The sequence below is a fragment of the Polynucleobacter sp. 86C-FISCH genome (assembly GCF_018882415.1).
Taxonomy (GTDB): Bacteria; Pseudomonadota; Gammaproteobacteria; order Burkholderiales; family Burkholderiaceae; genus Polynucleobacter.
Genome location: NZ_JACVOL010000001.1, coordinates 96,502 through 113,504, shown reverse-complemented (window position 1 = coordinate 113,504; position 17,003 = coordinate 96,502). Strand labels below are relative to the sequence as shown.

The 17,003-nt window shown below is 46.2% G+C and carries 14 protein-coding genes; 8 read left to right on the top strand and 6 right to left on the bottom strand.

Annotation, left to right across the window (positions count from 1 at the left end; genetic code table 11):
* Position 1: 1 nt before the first annotated feature.
* Both pgaB and ICN10_RS00465 read right to left on the bottom strand, forming a co-directional pair.
* Entirely contained in the window at positions 2-1,921 is a 1,920-nt protein-coding gene (gene pgaB, locus ICN10_RS00470; protein WP_216211219.1) for a poly-beta-1,6-N-acetyl-D-glucosamine N-deacetylase PgaB, read from the bottom strand.
* Complete coding sequence (locus ICN10_RS00465) at positions 1,922-4,324, bottom strand: hypothetical protein (RefSeq protein WP_216211216.1); 2,403 nt, start codon at positions 4,322-4,324, stop codon at positions 1,922-1,924.
* Positions 4,325-4,597: 273 nt separating this feature from the next.
* On the opposite strand from ICN10_RS00465, the gene pgaC reads away from it, so the two are divergent.
* From pgaC to ICN10_RS10165, 4 genes are all read left to right on the top strand, one after another.
* The gene (gene pgaC / locus ICN10_RS00460; protein WP_216211213.1) at positions 4,598-5,848 is read left to right on the top strand and encodes a poly-beta-1,6-N-acetyl-D-glucosamine synthase; all 1,251 of its coding nucleotides are present in this window, start codon (positions 4,598-4,600) and stop codon (positions 5,846-5,848) included.
* Complete coding sequence (pgaD, locus tag ICN10_RS00455) at positions 5,845-6,330, top strand: poly-beta-1,6-N-acetyl-D-glucosamine biosynthesis protein PgaD (protein WP_216211211.1); 486 nt, start codon at positions 5,845-5,847, stop codon at positions 6,328-6,330. Before pgaC ends, pgaD begins: the two co-directional genes overlap by 4 nt.
* Positions 6,331-6,465: 135 nt before the next feature.
* Entirely contained in the window at positions 6,466-7,251 is a 786-nt protein-coding gene (locus ICN10_RS00450) for an SUMF1/EgtB/PvdO family nonheme iron enzyme (protein ID WP_216211207.1), read from the top strand.
* A gap of 3 nt (positions 7,252-7,254) precedes the next feature.
* Positions 7,255-8,586 carry an ATP-dependent RecD-like DNA helicase gene (locus tag ICN10_RS10165; protein WP_216211204.1) on the top strand — a complete coding sequence of 444 codons (1,332 nt, stop codon included), beginning with the start codon at positions 7,255-7,257 and terminating at the stop codon, positions 8,584-8,586.
* A gap of 5 nt (positions 8,587-8,591) precedes the next feature.
* Here ICN10_RS10165 and ICN10_RS00440 read toward each other — a convergent pair whose 3' ends face one another.
* Positions 8,592-10,181 (bottom strand): gamma-glutamyltransferase family protein, encoded by a 1,590-nt coding sequence (locus tag ICN10_RS00440; protein ID WP_216211201.1) that lies wholly within the window; start codon positions 10,179-10,181, stop codon positions 8,592-8,594.
* Positions 10,182-10,196: 15 nt separating this feature from the next.
* Entirely contained in the window at positions 10,197-11,177 is a 981-nt protein-coding gene (locus ICN10_RS00435; protein WP_216211198.1) for a tripartite tricarboxylate transporter substrate binding protein, read from the bottom strand.
* Positions 11,178-11,256: 79 nt separating this feature from the next.
* Between ICN10_RS00435 and ICN10_RS00430 the strand changes: the two genes are divergently transcribed.
* A complete protein-coding gene (locus ICN10_RS00430; protein ID WP_216211195.1) occupies positions 11,257-12,606 on the top strand; it encodes an aspartate aminotransferase family protein in 1,350 nt (449 codons plus the stop codon).
* Between the two features lie 46 nt (positions 12,607-12,652).
* Here the strand turns inward: ICN10_RS00430 and ICN10_RS00425 are convergent, their stop codons facing one another.
* A complete protein-coding gene (locus ICN10_RS00425) occupies positions 12,653-13,381 on the bottom strand; it encodes an LrgB family protein (protein ID WP_068323247.1) in 729 nt (242 codons plus the stop codon).
* Positions 13,374-13,721 carry a CidA/LrgA family protein gene (locus tag ICN10_RS00420; RefSeq protein WP_216211192.1) on the bottom strand — a complete coding sequence of 116 codons (348 nt, stop codon included), beginning with the start codon at positions 13,719-13,721 and terminating at the stop codon, positions 13,374-13,376. The genes ICN10_RS00425 and ICN10_RS00420 overlap by 8 nt, the downstream gene beginning before the upstream one ends.
* Positions 13,722-13,851: 130 nt before the next feature.
* Between ICN10_RS00420 and ICN10_RS00415 the strand changes: the two genes are divergently transcribed.
* The 3 genes from ICN10_RS00415 to soxX are packed head-to-tail and all read left to right on the top strand — an operon-like array spanning position 13,852 to position 16,989.
* Positions 13,852-14,301, top strand: coding sequence for a (2Fe-2S)-binding protein (locus ICN10_RS00415; RefSeq protein WP_216211189.1), 450 nt, complete (start codon positions 13,852-13,854; stop codon positions 14,299-14,301).
* Positions 14,302-14,312: 11 nt separating this feature from the next.
* Entirely contained in the window at positions 14,313-16,529 is a 2,217-nt protein-coding gene (locus ICN10_RS00410; RefSeq protein ID WP_216211185.1) for a molybdopterin cofactor-binding domain-containing protein, read from the top strand.
* Between the two features lie 25 nt (positions 16,530-16,554).
* Positions 16,555-16,989, top strand: coding sequence for a sulfur oxidation c-type cytochrome SoxX (gene soxX / locus ICN10_RS00405; protein WP_216211183.1), 435 nt, complete (start codon positions 16,555-16,557; stop codon positions 16,987-16,989).
* Positions 16,990-17,003 lie beyond the last annotated feature (14 nt).

The window sequence follows — 17,003 nt, the reverse complement described above, 5'->3', positions numbered from 1 at the left end:
TTTATTGAAGTGCTGCCTTTGTAGACAGCTCTTTCTTCAAGATTTCCATCTTGGGGTTGTTGGTGAACTGATCATCAGGGTAATAGCCAAAGTTATAAATTCCCCGAACACGCATGGCCCTCATCCAACTGCTAAGCTCTTTTGTAGAGATGGGCTTATCAGTTTTCCAATCCTTTGCTTGAAACTCATAGACCAACTTCTTTTTCGCCTTTGGTAAAGAATGGGTCTTATCCACTAAGTTACTCAGCCATTGAGACGGGTTGCTTGCATTTTCCATGTAAGGCATTGCCATCAGAGCTACCCAATTGAAATGCTCTAGACCATTAGGGAGTGATTGTGCAAACCATTCTTCTGATTTAGGATTAAGGGCAACTTCAGCATAGTAATTGCGGGCAATACTAATCGGTTTGCGATAGTGCTCAGCAGAACTCCTCATATCAAGCGCAAACTGCGTCAGCATCTGAGTTTTGGCCTTGTACCATTTCTCGTTATATTCTGGATTTTTAGTAATTGCCTCAATACTTGCCGGCAACCCCCATTGCTTTGCGTAATAACTTAAAGCAACTGGACTGGCATCCTCTTTATCGGAGAGAGTGGCATCATCATGAATCAATATGCCTTCAAAGTTGGCGTGGCGTCCCAAGTCCTTGTATATACCCTTGATAAATTGCCGTGAGCGCTCAGAGAAGGGGCTCAATCGTAAGTAACCAATGCCTTTGCCACCATCTGTGGAAGTGACGACATCAAGCTCACGTAATTTCTCAGGGCCTGGGTTGAAAGCTAGTAGAGGCATCCAGGCAAACACCTTGACTCCCACGCGAGTTTTTAATTGCCAGCTTACTCGACCAAAGATATCCGCTTTAACCGGCATATAGCTGTTTTTGAAATACATACTTTTAGCAACGCCGCTGGCATCATCATCTGAAAAGGCTTGGAGATAAACGGTCGTAACCCCAGATTCTTTTACGCGATCAAGTAGTGATCCTAAATTCTTTTCCTGCTGAATAGGATCTTTATCGTAAACATAATCAAGATCGACATGCATGACACGCTCAAGCTCAGGAGGAGGTTTTCTTAAGTTGGCGACAAAGTCGTCAATCTCCGGATTATTAATGAGGTAAATGCGGCGAATACTGTCGACCGGTTGAAATTCTAGATTTTCACCATCATCAAGGGTGATAGCTATTTCCATGCCCAAATTTTTTGCCATGGTTTGTGCCATGCCGTTATAGCGACCGTATGGCCAAACAATAATTCTGGGTGCCTTACCTGTATGCTGCTTGATCCAGGCGTTGTTCTTGGCTAAGTCTGATTCAATGCGTTTTCTATAGTGTTCCTCCGATTCATACTCGCCGGTTTGCTTGTTGTACTCAAAGGTGGTTAAGGCTGGCATGGTATTGCCTTGCACATTTCCCAATACTCCATGGTGCAAATCATAGGTATGTGATGCAATTTCCACCAAACCGCTACGTGAAATTTCTTGTAATTCTTTTAAAGATAGAAATTTAGAGCGAGGAACCTTTTTGTCTGCATATAAGACGGTGCTGTTATCGGGCACCGCAAGCCATGAACCAACTATAGCTAGGGTTGCAGGGTACTGGAATGCCTTGAGGAGCGGCAGTACATAGGTATAAAAGCTCTTATAGCCATCATCAAAGGTCAGGACGATTGATTTTTCTGGCAATCGCTTGCCCGTCTTCTTAGCATTGATGACGTCTTGCATCGAGATGACGTTGTAACCATTTGCCTTTAGCCAGGAAAAGTAGTTGATCAGGTTGTCTGCTGTTACATCATCAGGTTCGGAGATTGCCGTCTTTTCTTGAACGATGTCATGAAAGCTCAACACCTTAAAGTTGGACTGCCCCCAAGCAGTATTGCTAACGAGGATCAATATACAAATAAGGTATTTAAATAGTTTCATTTAGAAGCGGGACTCAAAATTGAGGTATCCAGTGATATAGCTTGATTTTGCGCCATTAAATGGGAAACTGGTTTTGCCGACACCCCAACTTAGCGTTCTTCTGTCGCCAATATTAAAGTCTTGACCATATCCGTAGTTGTTCATGGGCAAGGTGCTGTACGCAGCTTGTGTAACAAGGCCATAGGATCCAAAGACCCTGTGCCAGAAATCATATTTCTTGGTTGCGATATCGCGCCATTGCAAAATTCGGAGATTGAGCGTTCCAGAGTATTCGGTTTGATTAATAGGCGAGAAGTAGCTTACATTGGAGTTAGTATTTTGCTGATTGCCAATCCAGCCCGACACATCAAGCTTATAGTTATATTCAGTCAAAAGGCGTTGATTTGCTGTACCGAAGATTTGCTGGCGATTATTGCTTGGCAATGCCCAGTAGCGATATCCCACTGCCGCAGTTCTGGTGTCACCATCTTTCCATTTGAGGTCTAGACCCGCCACATTACCACCATAGGTGGCATATAGAGATCCTGGAAAGAGATAGAAAGCATTTCTTTCGTATGATGCGCCGACTGACCAGTTGTCATTTAAGGTCTGGGTGCCCTCAAGTCGGGCGTAACCAGCGCTACCCACTTCAACTTCGGCTTCTTGATTAATGCCTGTGTATTGAATGCCGCCACCAACACCTTGATCCGTCACCGGGATTGCTGGGCCGCTGTTCAAGTCGCGATAGCGGGCAAAGCCTCTGAAATTTTCACTAATGGGAGCGCTATAGACTCTCAGGTCGCTAGTGCGGTTATTGTTCTTTTGGGAGCCATAGTCACCATTACCTAATACAAAGTTGCCAGTGACATAACCTTCATTAAAGACGTCTAGTCTGTCAGATGCATTTTTAACTGCTGTTAAGTCTGAATAACCGGGTTTAAGGTCATTTACTGTCGCAACAAAGGTGGCGATATCGCCTTGACTCATGCGGGCATTGGCATAACCCACTTTGGCCTCAACGTCCTCAGGATCTTGCTTGGCAGCAATTGCGTAATAGTCTGCTGAAGCTTGATACATTCCTTCCGAACCTTTTATACTTCCGGCTGTTTTGAGCAGATCCGCATTTGAGGGAATTTCGCTTAATAAAGGAGCAATCTTTTTATTGGCTTCTTCATACTTTTCTTGGTAGGCCTCAAAACTTGCAGCTTCAATGACGGCACTGGTGTAGTCAAAGTTTCTCTTGGGCAAGTATTTAGGTCGAACTTTGAGCTGGGCTGTTAGGTTATCTAGGGTTACTTTAGCCTCAGGGAACTTATCTTGGTCAACTTGACTGTAGTAGAGGGCCTCAAGGATATCTAAATCCTTGGGACTTTGTACATACAGCTTTTGAAGAATGGCCTCTGCTTTGGCGTATTCATGTTTTGCGCTGTAACACGTTGCCGCTGCTGACTGTACATAGTTCGGTACAGTGTTGCCTTCTGATTGAAGTTGATCGTATAAGCCCAGCGCTTTATCCCATTGTTTTCTACGGGTATATGCGACAACGAAATCATATTGAATTGCCAGCAACTGATCTTTAGGTGCATTGATAGATTTGGCGTAAGCCATGGCATCGTTCAGCATCTTTATGCCAGCATCTACAGAGTTAAAGCGATTAGGAGCTACTGCTGAATCTGCTGCAGACCAACGCAGGTCTACAGCGCCGGCATCATGCATGGCACGTAATTTTTGATTCTTGGTGGCATTCCACCCATTGTTATCAATGAGATCTAAAGCCAGGTGAGAAATACCCATATCCAAGAGCACCTGAATGATTTGCTGCTGGGTATTGGGATTCTTCGGCTTGAGTCGATTTACATCCTCGTAAATTTGTAAGGCGGCATAGCGATCACCGACATCTTGCAAGGTACCCGCTCTAAGTTCCCAGGCCGAAATATTATTCGGAAAGTCTTGAATAAAACGTGCGCTCCAGAATAAGGCTGATTTAAATTCTTTTTGGTCGCGCGCTAACGTAACCATATCGAGTTCAATCCCCTCATTCTTGCCATGAGTTTTTAAAATCAACTTAGCTAAAGCATCTGTTTGAGAAAATGGTTGTGAAGTGATATAGCAATTAAAAATTGCCTCTTGTACGTAAAGTGGTGCACGATCAATATAACGTTGGTTGCTTATAGCAATTACATCTACACAGATTTTTGCATTACTTGCGACTGCAATATAGTCCGATTTATAGCGCTCAATTTCTGGGTGAGCAGTCATCAGCGTTTTCAGGATTGAAGATGCTTCTGTAAATTGAGCGGCTTTGTTTAGCCCCAACGCTTTTTGGTATTCCGATTCTTCAGATGGTGTTTGCCCATGTGCCAGGCTAATGCTTAGCGCCAATAACAAGCAGGGGGGAAGTATGTGACGTCGGAGCTGCTGCAATGTTGTTCTATTTATTTAAGGGTGCGTGAATGTAGTTTAAGAATACAGGCTTTATAGCCAGACTCCTCTGATAATTTGGGGCAATATTCCCCATTTTAAGGGCTTAAAGACACTTTCAAGATGGATCGAAAAATTAAATTGATTCAAGGTGTTAATATGGATTCCTATAGTTAATTCTTGTGCCTTTCATGGGCGTCATTTGTTGGTTTTTCATGCCCATTATTCACCTAAAAAATTCACTTCTTTTTGCTTGCGGGTCAAGATAGCGTGAGCATGTTTGAAGCTTTTAGCTCCTTCATTTACGGATTTTGTTTTCTGTATCCGCTCTTTATGAGTTGGGTATGGATCAGTGGCAGCCTGTTCTACTGGTTCCGCTATGAAAGAAAGTACTCCAATCCCCACAATCTCCCGCAATTAAGCTCTTACCCCAAGATTGCATTAATTGCTCCTTTTTACAATGAAGAAGATTGTGCTGAAGAAACAATTCAAAATCTTCTCAATCAGGATTATCCAAACTTTGAAGTAATTGCAGTCAACGACTGCAGTGGAGATGCTACTGCTGAGATTCTTGATCGCATGGCCTTGAGCAATTCTAATCTTCGCGTTATTCATCATGCTGAAAACGAAGGTAAGGCGGTAGGGTTAACAACAGCAGCTTTGTTAACTGACGCAGAGTTCTTGCTGTGTATTGATGGTGATTCTTTGTTAGATCACAATGCCGCACGTTGGATGATGAGTCACTTTCTCAGGAGTAGTCGAGTCGGGGCGGTTACGGGTAACCCACGAATTCGAACTCGCTCATCGCTATTGGGAAAAATTCAGGTCGGTGAGTTTTCATCCATTATTGGTTTAATTAAGAGAGCCCAAAGAACTTATGGGCGTTTATTTACCGTATCTGGCGTATGTGCCATGTTTCGTAAGTCTGCCCTAGAAGATGTGGGATTCTGGTCACACGAAACGCTCACAGAAGATATTGATATCAGTTGGAAGCTGCAGCTGCGACACTGGGAGGTGCGCTTTGAGCCTGCGGCAACCTGCTGGATTTTGATGCCAGAAACTATTAAAGGGCTGTGGAGCCAGAGGCTTCGCTGGGCAACCGGTGGCGCACAAGCTATTGTGAAATTTTCAGGAATCTGGGGTAGTTGGAGAAGCCGAAGGATGTGGCCAATCTTCTTTGAATATGCACTGAGTTTGTTTTGGTCATTTTCGATGTTAGCTACTGTTTTTATTTACCTATTGCATTTCATTATTCCGCTGCCAGAGTATTTGCAGATACATGGACTTATTCCAGAGTGGTCTGGATTGCTAATTGCAGTGACCTCGATGATTCAAATTGGTATTGCGATGTGGATCGATTCACGATACGACGAGAAAATTTGGCGTAATTACGGCTTTACTATTTGGTATCCAATTGCATTCTGGATCCTCTCGATGATGACAACAGTCATTGCATTTCCGAGGGCGATTATTAGAAGGGGAAAGATTCGCGGCCGCTGGATCAGTCCGGATAGGGGGCTGCAGTGAGAAGACTTAAGAACATTCAGGTCACCCTACCTGAGGATCGCTCCTTGATTTACTCGAAGGTGAAACACCACTCCAAGTCAGAGCTCGTGGTTTCTTTGCTGACAAATGCAGTTGGCTGGGGTATCTGGTTGTATTTCTGGAAAGTTTTATTTACTTCACTTGCCTGGTATTTTGGTATCAACCTTGCTTATCAGGATTGGATTGTTTATGGTGGCTGGAGAAAGTTTGTCACTTTCTTTGAGTACACAGCTCCGTTTGGCGCCGCCTTGTGTTGTGTCTTAATAATCTGGGCTCTACAAGACATTTGGAGATTTAAGGTAGAAAGACGCCGCAGCGGTGTTCGACTGCCCTCAATTGAGAAAGATGTGCTTTGGACCAAATTGACGTTAGAGGAGCTGCAAGAAGCAAGAGCTTTAAAAGTGATGCAGTGCCACCACAATCCAGACGGTGAAATCGTCAAAGTAAAGTCCCTGGACCAATAAGGCCGACCTGGCCGAGGCAGGCGATGCCTGAAGTCAAATAGGCCAGCAGAATTCATGTAAGCGCTCAAGCTAGAACCTTTGGATTTGATTAGAATCTTCCAATCTAGTAAATCACCGTGCAGCCATCTATATCTAATGAAAAAATTCGATTTCTCTACCGTCCTATTTGGTCTGCTGCTCACAGCCATTGCTGCGTACTTCATGCTAAGGTCATCTCCAAGTCAGGGTGCTCCAAAATCATCCATTCCTACGGCCCAAGTTGGTAATCTCGCCTGGGATCAAACCGAGATGACTATTGCCGATGTCAAAACATATGCCACCTCGACTGGCTTTGTTAGTGCCGCAGAGAAGAAGGGCGGCGGTCTATCGTATGAAGGCGGTTTTGTTCAAAAACCAGGATGGACCTGGAAAACGCCTTATGGTGTACCTGCAAAAGATGCTGAGCCAGCAGTTCATCTAAATCAAAAAGAAGCAGAAGCGATTTGTCGTTATTACGGTAAACGTTTGCCTACAGATGCGGAATGGACAAGCGCTGCTTTTCTGGAGCAAAGAAGTAATCCCCCAGCAGGCTATACCAAGGGCCAGCGATACCCGTTTCCTGGAGGTGCTAATCCAATTCCTTCACACTGCCTAAGTGGTTGTGGTGACTACAAAGGTTTGGCTCCAGCAGGGGCATTGAATCGCGGCACTGGGCATGTGACGACCAACACTACTAAGCCTGGCGTCAATGGCATGTATGACATGGGCGGCAATGTCTGGGAATGGACTGCAACTGAGCGCAATGGTGGCTACCTTACTCGTGGCGCTTCATGGTGGTATGGCCCCGAAAGACAGCAAGAGTCTGATGTTGAATCAAAACCAGGCGATATCGCTGTGGTTTACATCGGATTTCGGTGCGTAGCTGATGCCGTGAAACAATAGGGGATGTCTACCCCAATCCCGCAATCCTCCGATATAGAAATCACGCCCGATTACGAAGCGGTGATTGAGGCTATTGAGCGACACGATCCATATATTTTCGTTAGTGGTAAAGCAGGCACCGGTAAAACCACTTTAATTGGTTATCTGCGTGAGGCTATTTCAGGTAATGTGGTGGTGGTTGCCCCTACAGGGGTTGCTGCATTACAAGTCAAAGGTGTGACGATTCACTCCTTCTTTAGATTGCCCCCGCGACTTATCTTCCCGGAGGAAGACATCAAACCTCTCCGTGACAAGCGTCTCTATAAAGATATTCGTCTACTCATCATTGATGAGATCTCCATGGTGCGTGCTGATGTAGTTGATGCGATGGATCTGTTTCTACGCGAGAACGGTCCGCAAAAAGGCCAGCCTTTTGGTGGTATTCAGGTGATGTTTGTGGGGGATTTGTTTCAGCTACCTCCGGTAGTCTCGAGTAGCGATATGCAAGTGCTGGCTGATCGTGGATACGAGGGACCTTATTTCTTCTGTGCCATGGCATTGCATCGTAAAGATGTCACGATGGTCGAGCTCTCTAAAATATTTCGACAAAAAGATGAACACTTTGCCGGTCTACTCAACCGCATTCGGATTAATCAAGATGTTGATGAGGCAATTGATATCCTTAATGCGCAGTGCTATCGTAAAGATGAGCCAGTTGATGAGCAGACTATTACTCTCACCACGACAAATGCCCGCGCTGATCAAATCAATGGAGCTGGGCTGCGAGCCATCACCACCGAGGGTAAGGTATATGCCGGTAAATCGACTGGAAAATTTAATGTCGATGAGCGTAATCTACCGTCACCAAATAGTTTGGTACTCAAGGTCGGTGCTAAGGTGATGTTTACAGCAACAGATCCGGGCTTTCCAAAGCGCTGGGTCAATGGCACGATTGGAGTCGTGCGTGAGATGCTGCCAGATAAGGTCAAGGTCATGGTGCAAAACGGCCCTTACTCTAATACCGTTGAAGTGACAGGTCATCAGTGGGAATCCTATCGCTATGATCACGACATGATGTCAGGAAAGATCTCTCCGAGCATCATCGGCACTTACGTGCAGATTCCGCTAATGCTTGCTTGGGCAGTAACTATTCACAAGAGTCAGGGCAAGACCTTGGATAAGGTGAAGGTTGATCTCTCATCAGGTGCTTTTGCCTCAGGGCAGGTCTATGTAGCACTCAGTCGTTGTAAAACGATCGAAGGCATTTCTCTACAAAGACCAATTGAACCTAGAGATGTGAGTTGCGATCAAGAGATCAAGCGCTTCTATATGAACTGCTTGCCAACTTCTAAGTAGTTTATTTAGAAGCCAGCAGCCAATCCATCTCTTCGATGATCGCTACCAGCAATAAAGGCTGAATCTGCATCTTCGCTTAACTTGGCAATTGCTTGTGCGCTACCAAAATCTAAGCTATTAGCAGGCTGCACCGCTACTTCATGACCTAGAGCTTTCAAGCCTTCAACAACACTTGCTGGCATTGAGGCTTCAACCGTGAGCTTGCCTAAATCATCAATACGCCAGCGGGGCGCATCTGAACAAGCTTGAGGGTTGAGATATTCATCAACAAAGCGCATCACAAACTGGATATGACCCTGAGGTTGCATATTGCCACCCATCACGCCAAATGCCATCGTGGGCTTGCCGTCTTTGGTCAGGAATGCTGGAAGAATTGTATGGAATGGACGCTTCCCTGGCGCCACTTGATTAGGGTGCCCATCTTCTAATCTGAAACTCATGCCGCGATTATGGAAAGCAATACCACCTGGTGCAACTACGCCAGAGCCAAAGCCTTTAAAGTTCGATTGAATATATGAAATCATCATGCCGGATTCATCGGCAGCGCATAAATACACTGTGCCACCAGAGTGCGGGTCACCAGCACCATAGCTTCCGGCCTGATGGTGATCAATCATGGCAGCGCGACTTGCCAGGTAGTCTCTATCTAACAAGCTAGTAACCGGCATTTCCATTGAGCGCGCATCAGAGACGTAGGCATACACATCGGCAAACGCCATGCGCATCGCTTCAATCTGTAAATGGATGCGCTGTGCAGAGTTAGCGGGGTATTGCTTGACGTTCGCTGCTTGCAAAATACCTAAAGCAATTTGGGCTGCTATACCCGAGCCATTCGGGGGAATTTCATGGAGGGTGTAGTCGCCGTAGTCAAAGGCGAGGGGCTCAACCCATTCTGATTGGTTGTCAGCAAAGTCTTGCATAGTGAAGCAACCACCGGTGGCTTGTGCAAAGTCGACCATGCTCTGAGCGAGTGGACCTTTATAAAAGGATTCGCCTTCTGTAGCCGCAATTTCTTTTAGGGTTTTGGCTTGTGCGGGGTATTTCCAGATTTGACCTGCCTGTGGTGATTTGCCTTCAATCAAGAATGACTCAGAAAAGCCTGGCTGATTTTTCAGAATCGGAATTGCTTCACGCCATTGACGTGCAATCACCGGAGATACCGGAAATCCATTTTCAGCGTAATCAATCGCGCGTTTGAATAATTGAGCAAACGGTAACTTTCCAAACTTTCGAGACAAGTCAATCCAGCCCGCGACCATGCCTGGAACCGTGACCGTATTCCAACCGATTAAATCCATCGCTGATTTACCGGCAAAATACTCTGGCTTCCATGCCGCAGGAGCACGACCAGAAGCATTTAAGCCATGGAGTTTCGTGCCGTCCCACAGAATGGCAAACCCATCACCACCTAAGCCATTCATCGTAGGTTCGACAACGGTAAGGGTAATGGCAGTTGCCAACGCAGCATCAACCGCATTACCACCGTTTTGTAAAACTTCAATTCCAGCTTGCGTGGCAAGAGGTTGCGAGCTAGCTACTGTATTTCGAGCTAGAACAGGGGCGCGGCCACCACCAAAGGGAGGGGATATCAACATAAGGTTTATTTGCTTTTAATCGACTTTAATATTCGCTGACTTTACTACCTTCTCCCATTTAGCAGCCTCACTAGCAGTAATTTGAGATAACTGTTCAGAGTTTGCGAACTGGGGATGTATGCCTTGAGTTGCCATCCGGGCTTTGAAGTCAGGATTTGTCAAAATTTTCCGGATCTCCCTTTCAAGCTTTGCGATTACGGCTGGAGGTGTGCCTTTGGGTACGTACACTGCATAAAAATTTTCGACATCAAATTGCTTCATGCCATCTTGCCCGAGCGTAGGAACATTTGGCATGAGCGGTGAACGTTCTGCTGCAGCAATCGCAATCGGACGAAGTTTGCCACTCTGAATGTGGGGTAATGAAGCGGTCACGCTATCAAACATCATGAGCGTATTGCCGGCGATGAGGTCAGGTAATGCGAAGCTGCTTCCCTTGTAGGGGATATGTGTTCCGGTTGCACCGATACGCTGCATGAATAAGGTTGACTCTAAATGAGAGAGACTGCCATTACCTTGAGATGCATAGTTAAAGTCACCCTTTTTAGATTTAATAAATGCAATTAGCTCAGGAAGATTCTTGGCGGGTACGTTTGGGTTAATGACGATTAAGTGGGGAACTGTTCCAATTAACGCAACCGGAGCAAAGTCCTTTTGTAGATCAGCTGGAGGATTTTTAAATAATGCCGAAGAAATCGATTGATTTGTCATGGCGCTGATATGAATGGTGTAACCATCGGGAGCTGCTTTTGCGGCCGCTCCTAAACCAATCATCCCGCCGGCACCAGGTTTGTTCTCGACAACGATGGATTGCCCAAGGGCTTCTGATAGCGGGGCAGTAACACTGCGTGCAAAGATATCGGTAGAGCCGCCAGCAGGAAACGACACGATCGCAACAATCGGCTTTTTTGGCCAATCCGTTTCAGGGGCAGCAAAGGCGGAGCTAAATGCCGTCAAAAGACCAAAGATGCCAAGAAGAATTGTTTTGGGGTTATTCATATTAGTGTCCTGTGCTTAGATAAGTTATATAGTAGTAGAAATTGAGAATCTAGATTACAAAGATCAAGTAGAGAGACAAATGACAACAATCAACAACTCCGGTGGCGGCATTGATATGTCAGCCTATTGGCTGCCTTTCACTCCTAATCGCTATTTTCAGCATCATCCGAAGATCATGCAGTCCGCCAAAGGAGCTTACTACTATGACGATCATGGGCGTAAGCTGTTTGATGGTCTATCAGGGCTCTGGTGCTCCCCATTAGGGCATGCTGATCCGCGTATTGGTGCAGCCATCCAAAAACAATTTGAAACCATGGATTATTGCCCGGCGTTTCAGATGGCGAGTGAAACGGCATTTAGCTTAGCGGCCCGTATTGCAAAAATGGCGCCAGCCGGATTGGACAAAGTCTTTTTCACTAACTCTGGTTCAGAAGCCGTAGATACCGCATTAAAAATTGCAATTGGCTATCACCGTGTCATGGGCAATGCATCTCGTACTCGCTTGATTGGGCGAGATCGCGCATATCACGGCGTTGGTATTGCGGGCATATCAGTGGGTGGCATGGTTGCCAATCGCAAAATGTTTGCCAGCATGATGATGCCGGGCGTAGATCATTTACCGCACACGCTCAATCTATCGCAAATGGCTTTCTCAAGAGGGCAGCCAAAGTGGGGCGCTCATTTGGCTGAAGAGCTTGAAAAAATTGTCACATTGCATGATGCCAATACGATTGCCGCAGTCATTATGGAGCCAGTGCAAGGCTCTACAGGCGTCATCGTTCCGCCGGATGGTTACCTGCAAAAGATTCGTGAGATCTGTACTAAGCACGGCATCTTATTGATCTTTGATGAGGTGATTACTGGCTTTGGTCGCTTGGGTGCCAACTTTGGCGCCGATCGTTTTGGTGTAACGCCTGACATGATTACCTTTGCGAAGGGAATTACGAATGGCGTCATTCCGATGGGTGGTGTGATTGTGCGTGGCGATATTTACGACAGCATCATCACTAATGGTGGCCAAGAGCAGTCCATTGAATTCTTCCACGGCTATACCTACTCGGGTCATCCAATACCTGCGGCTGCTGGTCATGCAGTGTTAGATATTTTTGAATCTGATGACTTGGTTAATCGTGCGCGCGCTCTTGAGCCAGTGCTTGAGGATGGATTGCATGCGCTAAAAGGTAAGTCCGGTATTTTGGACATCCGTAATTTTGGTTTGTCAGGTGCCGTTGAGTTAGATCCTGTGCCGGGTAAGCCAGGTCTGCGCTCTATGAAAGTCCTAGAGGCTTGCATCGAAAAGGGCGCATTAGTCCGAGTGGCCGGTGATGCGATTGCTGTAGGCCCTCCATTTATCTCTACGCCAGAAGAGGTGCAATTTCTCTGCAGTGTTCTAGGCGAAGCGATTGATGTCGCTATGCAGATTAAATAATCAGATCAACAAAGAAATAAAGCAAAGAAATCAAGCAAACAAACTATCACTTATTAAATAAGTGATAAATCACAGGGATAGCAACGGCGCTCACTACGCCGTTCATTCCCATGGCTAGGCTGGCATAGGTTCCGGCTTCAGGATGAATGCTAAAGGCTCGTGATGTGCCAATGCCGTGTGCCCCAATGCCAATAGCAAATCCTCTTTGCCACCAGGCCTTCATACCCAATGCATTGAGAACAAAGGGTGCCAAGATTGCACCTAGGATTCCGGTGCTCACTGCAAAGATGGCGGTGAGGGTGGGTGAGACACCAATACGCTCTGCTATTCCCATGGCAATCGGTGCGGTGACTGATTTGGGATACATAGCTCCAGTAATACTGGAGTCTGCCCCAAGTAGGGTAGCAATGCCCACTGCGCTAATGATCGACACTAAGCCGCCAGTACACAGCGACGCAATTAAAGGAATAGATCTCCCTTTAAGACTGCTTAGGCCTCGATAAATAGGTATTGCCAAAGAAACGGTCGCCGAACCCAATAGGAAGTGAATAAATTGCGCACCCTCAAAATAGGTTGAGTAGGGCATTTCAATAAATTGAATCATGCTCGCCACAATCAGAATGGCTATAGCCACTGGATTGGCTAGCGGATTCTGATGGGTTGCCTTGTAAATGGCTAGCCCAATTTGATAAGCGGCTAGCGTAATGAATAGGGCAAACAGCGGGCTCCCAGATAGGTAGACCCATATCTCGACTATGGAGTGCTTTTCACTCATGAGATTCTTTCTTGCTCAGGAGGCGTGCAACAAAAGCACTGGAGGCGATAGTGAGTATGACGCTACCGATCAGGGCGCTAATAATGGCAAGAGCATTGGCTTGCAATTGAGGCAGAAATAGCACAACACCAACGGCCGCTGGGACAAAGAGCAGGCCAAGGTATTGGCTGAAGCCGTCGGCAACCATTGCCAAGTCGGAATTAATCCCCTTGCGCAAAACTAGCCAAAGAACCAGAAGAACTAGCCCAATGACTGGTCCAGGTAGTGTCGGCAGTAGAAACTTAGAGACAAGCTCTCCAAGACTTTGAAAGAGCAGGATTTGTACAAGGCCAGAGATCATGTCTTGATCTTACTGCTCAATAATTTATGTTGCAAAGCAATAAATCAATTCTTGGTTAAGATGAACGTAATAAAAGGAGGGGTATTTTTAATGCCCCAAGAACGATAAAAGAGTTAACAGGAGAGCACGCATGGCCGAACTAAATGTGAATGGCAAAAAGTACAAGCTAGATGTAGATCCAGAGACCCCATTGCTTTGGGTAATCCGCGAACAAATTGGATTAACTGGCACTAAATATGGTTGCGGTATTGGCGCATGCGGTGCTTGTACAGTTCTATTCGAAGGTCAGGCTGTCCGTAGCTGCTCTATCCCGGTTGCTGCTGTAGAAGGTAAAAAAATTGAGACCATTGAAAGCTTAGAAAAGAATGGTCAATTATCTAAAGTACAAAAAGCTTGGGTTGATAACCAAGTGCCTCAGTGCGGTTACTGTCAATCTGGCATGGTGATGGCAACTACAGCTTTGTTGCGCAACACACCGAAGCCAACAGATGCACAAATCGATGCGGCTATTACCAATATCTGCCGTTGCGGTACTTTCCAAGAAGTACGTGCAGCTATTCATGCTGTAAGCAAGGCTTAAGGGGAAAACACATGACTAGAAATACAAATACTTCCCGCCGCCACTTTGTTATTGGTTCTAGTGCAATTGCCACTGGACTAGCAATTGGCTTTGATCTTTCCTTTATGTCTACTGCTCATGCTGCTATGGGTACTGGTACTACCGCAATGACTCCATTAGCCACCCCAGAAATTGGTGTGTGGGTTGTGGTGAAGCCAAATGATGATGTTGTCGTGCGTATTGTTCGCTCTGAAATGGGTCAAGGCACTATTACTGGCTTGGCACAGATGGTTGCTGAGGAATTGCAATGCGATTGGAAGAAGGTGTCTTACGACTATCCATCTCCTGGTGAGAATTTAAAGCGCAACAAAGTTTGGGGAAGTTACTCAACTGGTGGTAGCCGCGGTATTCGTACTTCCGAGCAATATGTTCGCAAAGGCGGCGCTGCAGCACGCATGATGTTGATTCAGGCTGCTGCCAATCAATGGAATGTTCCAGCTGCAGAGTGCGTTGCAAAAGACAGTGTCATCACGCACACACCTTCTGGCAAGAAAACGACTTTCGGTAAAGTATCTGTTGCTGCATCACAGTTAGAGGTGCCAAAAGATGTGCCGTTGAAAGATCCAAAAGAGTGGAAGCTCATTGGTAAGTCAGTGAATCGTATTGACGGAGTGGCTGACAAGGTTACTGGTAAACAGGTCTATGCAATCGATTTAAAGATGCCAGGCATGTTGGTGGCCAATATCAAGGAATCCCCAGTATTTGGCGGCAAAGTAAAGACTTACGATGCAACTAAAGCCCAAAGCATGAAGGGTGTTAAGAAAGTTGTGCAGGTTGGCGACACCGCGGTAGCAGTTGTTGCGGATACTTTCTGGCAAGCTAAAACCGCTTTAGACCAAGTCAATATTGTTTGGGATAACGGTTCAAATGGAGAGCTCTCTAGTGCCGGCATCAAGAAGATGTTGGAAGAGGGTCTAACTGCGAACGATGCATTTGCTCACAACACCAATGGTGATGTAAAAGCAGCTATGTCTAGTGCATCCAAAACATTGGAGGCAACTTACTTCTACCCATTCTTGAATCATGCAACCCTAGAGCCACAAACCGCTACTGCCAAATGGACGGCAGATTCATGTGAGGCATGGGTACCAACTCAGGATGGCGAAGCCTCACTTGCTGCGGTTATTGCTGCATCTGGACTGCCTGCTGATAAATGCAATGTGTACAAAGTGAACTTGGGTGGTGGCTTTGGTCGCCGCGGCGCTTTCCAAGATTACACAACGCAAGCGGTGAATATTGCCAAGCAAATGCCAGGCACACCGATTAAGTTAATTTGGACACGCGAAGAAGATATGACGCAAGGCCGTTACCATCCGGTAATGATGTGTAAGATGACCGCTTCTATCGACGACAAGAAGAACGTGACAGCGGTAAATATGCGTTTATCTGGTCAATCCATTTTGGCTGCTGTACGTCCAGCTGTTGTGGCGGCAAATAAAGGTAAGGATCCGTTAGCATTCCAAGGTGTGGATCCGACTGGTGAGCATGGTATTACCTACAGCTTCCCGAATCTCAATATTGATTATGCGATGCGCAACACAACCGTGCCCCCAGGATTCTGGCGTGGCGTGAACGTGAACCAAAATGCGATTTTTATTGAAACCTTCATGGATGAGATGGCAGAAGCTATTGGGGTCGATGCGGTCGAGTTTCGTCGTAAGCATATGGAGAAGTATCCTCGTGCGGTAGCGGTACTGAACGCTGTAGCTGATGGCATTGGTTGGAATACTCCTGCTAAACCAGGTGTATTCCGTGGTGTTGCTCAAATGCGCTCATTTGGTAGTTATGTAGCTGCTGCCTGTGAGCTTTCAGTGACCAATGGCAACGAAGTGAAGATTCATCGCATTGTTGCTGCTACTGACCCAGGCTATGTAGTGAACCCTGCACAAGTAGCTCGTCAGGTATCTGGTTCATTCGTGTATGGCTTGTCTGCATTATTTGAAGAAGAGATCACAATTGAAAAGGGTGCTGTTGTTCAGAAGAACTTTGACACCTTCAATTCAATCCGCCTCTCACAAATGCCTAAAGTTGAAACCATCATCATTCAAGGTGGCGGCAAGGACTGGGGTGGTGTAGGTGAGCCAACGATTGCGGTAGCTGCACCAGCGGTTCTCAATGCTATTTATCGTGCAACTGGCAAACGCCTGCGCACGGTCCCTCTGAAAAACAGCGGTATTAAGCTGGTTTAAGAGTTGACTCATTGAAATTGTGTCCATGAGAAAGAGGATTGCACTAGCAGTATCTTTGCTAGTCATCCTCAATCTCCAGGTTGCACAGGCTCAAGTTATCAAAGGGGATTCGATTATCGAATCCCTTTCTGTTGAGCCCGGTGATCCGGTGCGTGGTCGAGGTATTGTGGCAAGCCGTCAAACAGGCTTGTGTTTGCTGTGTCATAGCGGCCCCTTTCCGGAGGAGCGCTTTCAAGGTAACTTGGCTCCAGAGCTCAAAGCAAGCGTAGCGCGATTAAATGCACCACAACTGAGGGCGCGTATTGTGAATGCAGCACACTTCAATCCTCAAACCATCATGCCGTCTTATTACCAAACCAGTAATCTCAACCGGGTTGCCTCTAAATTTGCTGGCCAAACCATATTGAGTGGCCAAGAGATTGAAGACGTCATTGCCTTTTTAGTGACCTTGAATAATTAACGAGCTATACGAAA

Coding starts and splice junctions, on each gene's coding strand:
- pgaB (WP_216211219.1), bottom strand. CDS start 1,921: ATGAAACTATTTAAATACCTTATTTGTATATTGATCCTCGTTAGCAAT.
- pgaC (WP_216211213.1), top strand. CDS start 4,598: ATGTTTGAAGCTTTTAGCTCCTTCATTTACGGATTTTGTTTTCTGTAT.
- ICN10_RS00450 (WP_216211207.1), top strand. CDS start 6,466: ATGAAAAAATTCGATTTCTCTACCGTCCTATTTGGTCTGCTGCTCACA.
- ICN10_RS10165 (WP_216211204.1), top strand. CDS start 7,255: ATGTCTACCCCAATCCCGCAATCCTCCGATATAGAAATCACGCCCGAT.
- ICN10_RS00440 (WP_216211201.1), bottom strand. CDS start 10,181: ATGTTGATATCCCCTCCCTTTGGTGGTGGCCGCGCCCCTGTTCTAGCT.
- ICN10_RS00435 (WP_216211198.1), bottom strand. CDS start 11,177: ATGAATAACCCCAAAACAATTCTTCTTGGCATCTTTGGTCTTTTGACG.
- ICN10_RS00430 (WP_216211195.1), top strand. CDS start 11,257: ATGACAACAATCAACAACTCCGGTGGCGGCATTGATATGTCAGCCTAT.
- ICN10_RS00425 (WP_068323247.1), bottom strand. CDS start 13,381: ATGAGTGAAAAGCACTCCATAGTCGAGATATGGGTCTACCTATCTGGG.
- ICN10_RS00420 (WP_216211192.1), bottom strand. CDS start 13,721: ATGATCTCTGGCCTTGTACAAATCCTGCTCTTTCAAAGTCTTGGAGAG.
- ICN10_RS00415 (WP_216211189.1), top strand. CDS start 13,852: ATGGCCGAACTAAATGTGAATGGCAAAAAGTACAAGCTAGATGTAGAT.
- ICN10_RS00410 (WP_216211185.1), top strand. CDS start 14,313: ATGACTAGAAATACAAATACTTCCCGCCGCCACTTTGTTATTGGTTCT.
- soxX (WP_216211183.1), top strand. CDS start 16,555: ATGAGAAAGAGGATTGCACTAGCAGTATCTTTGCTAGTCATCCTCAAT.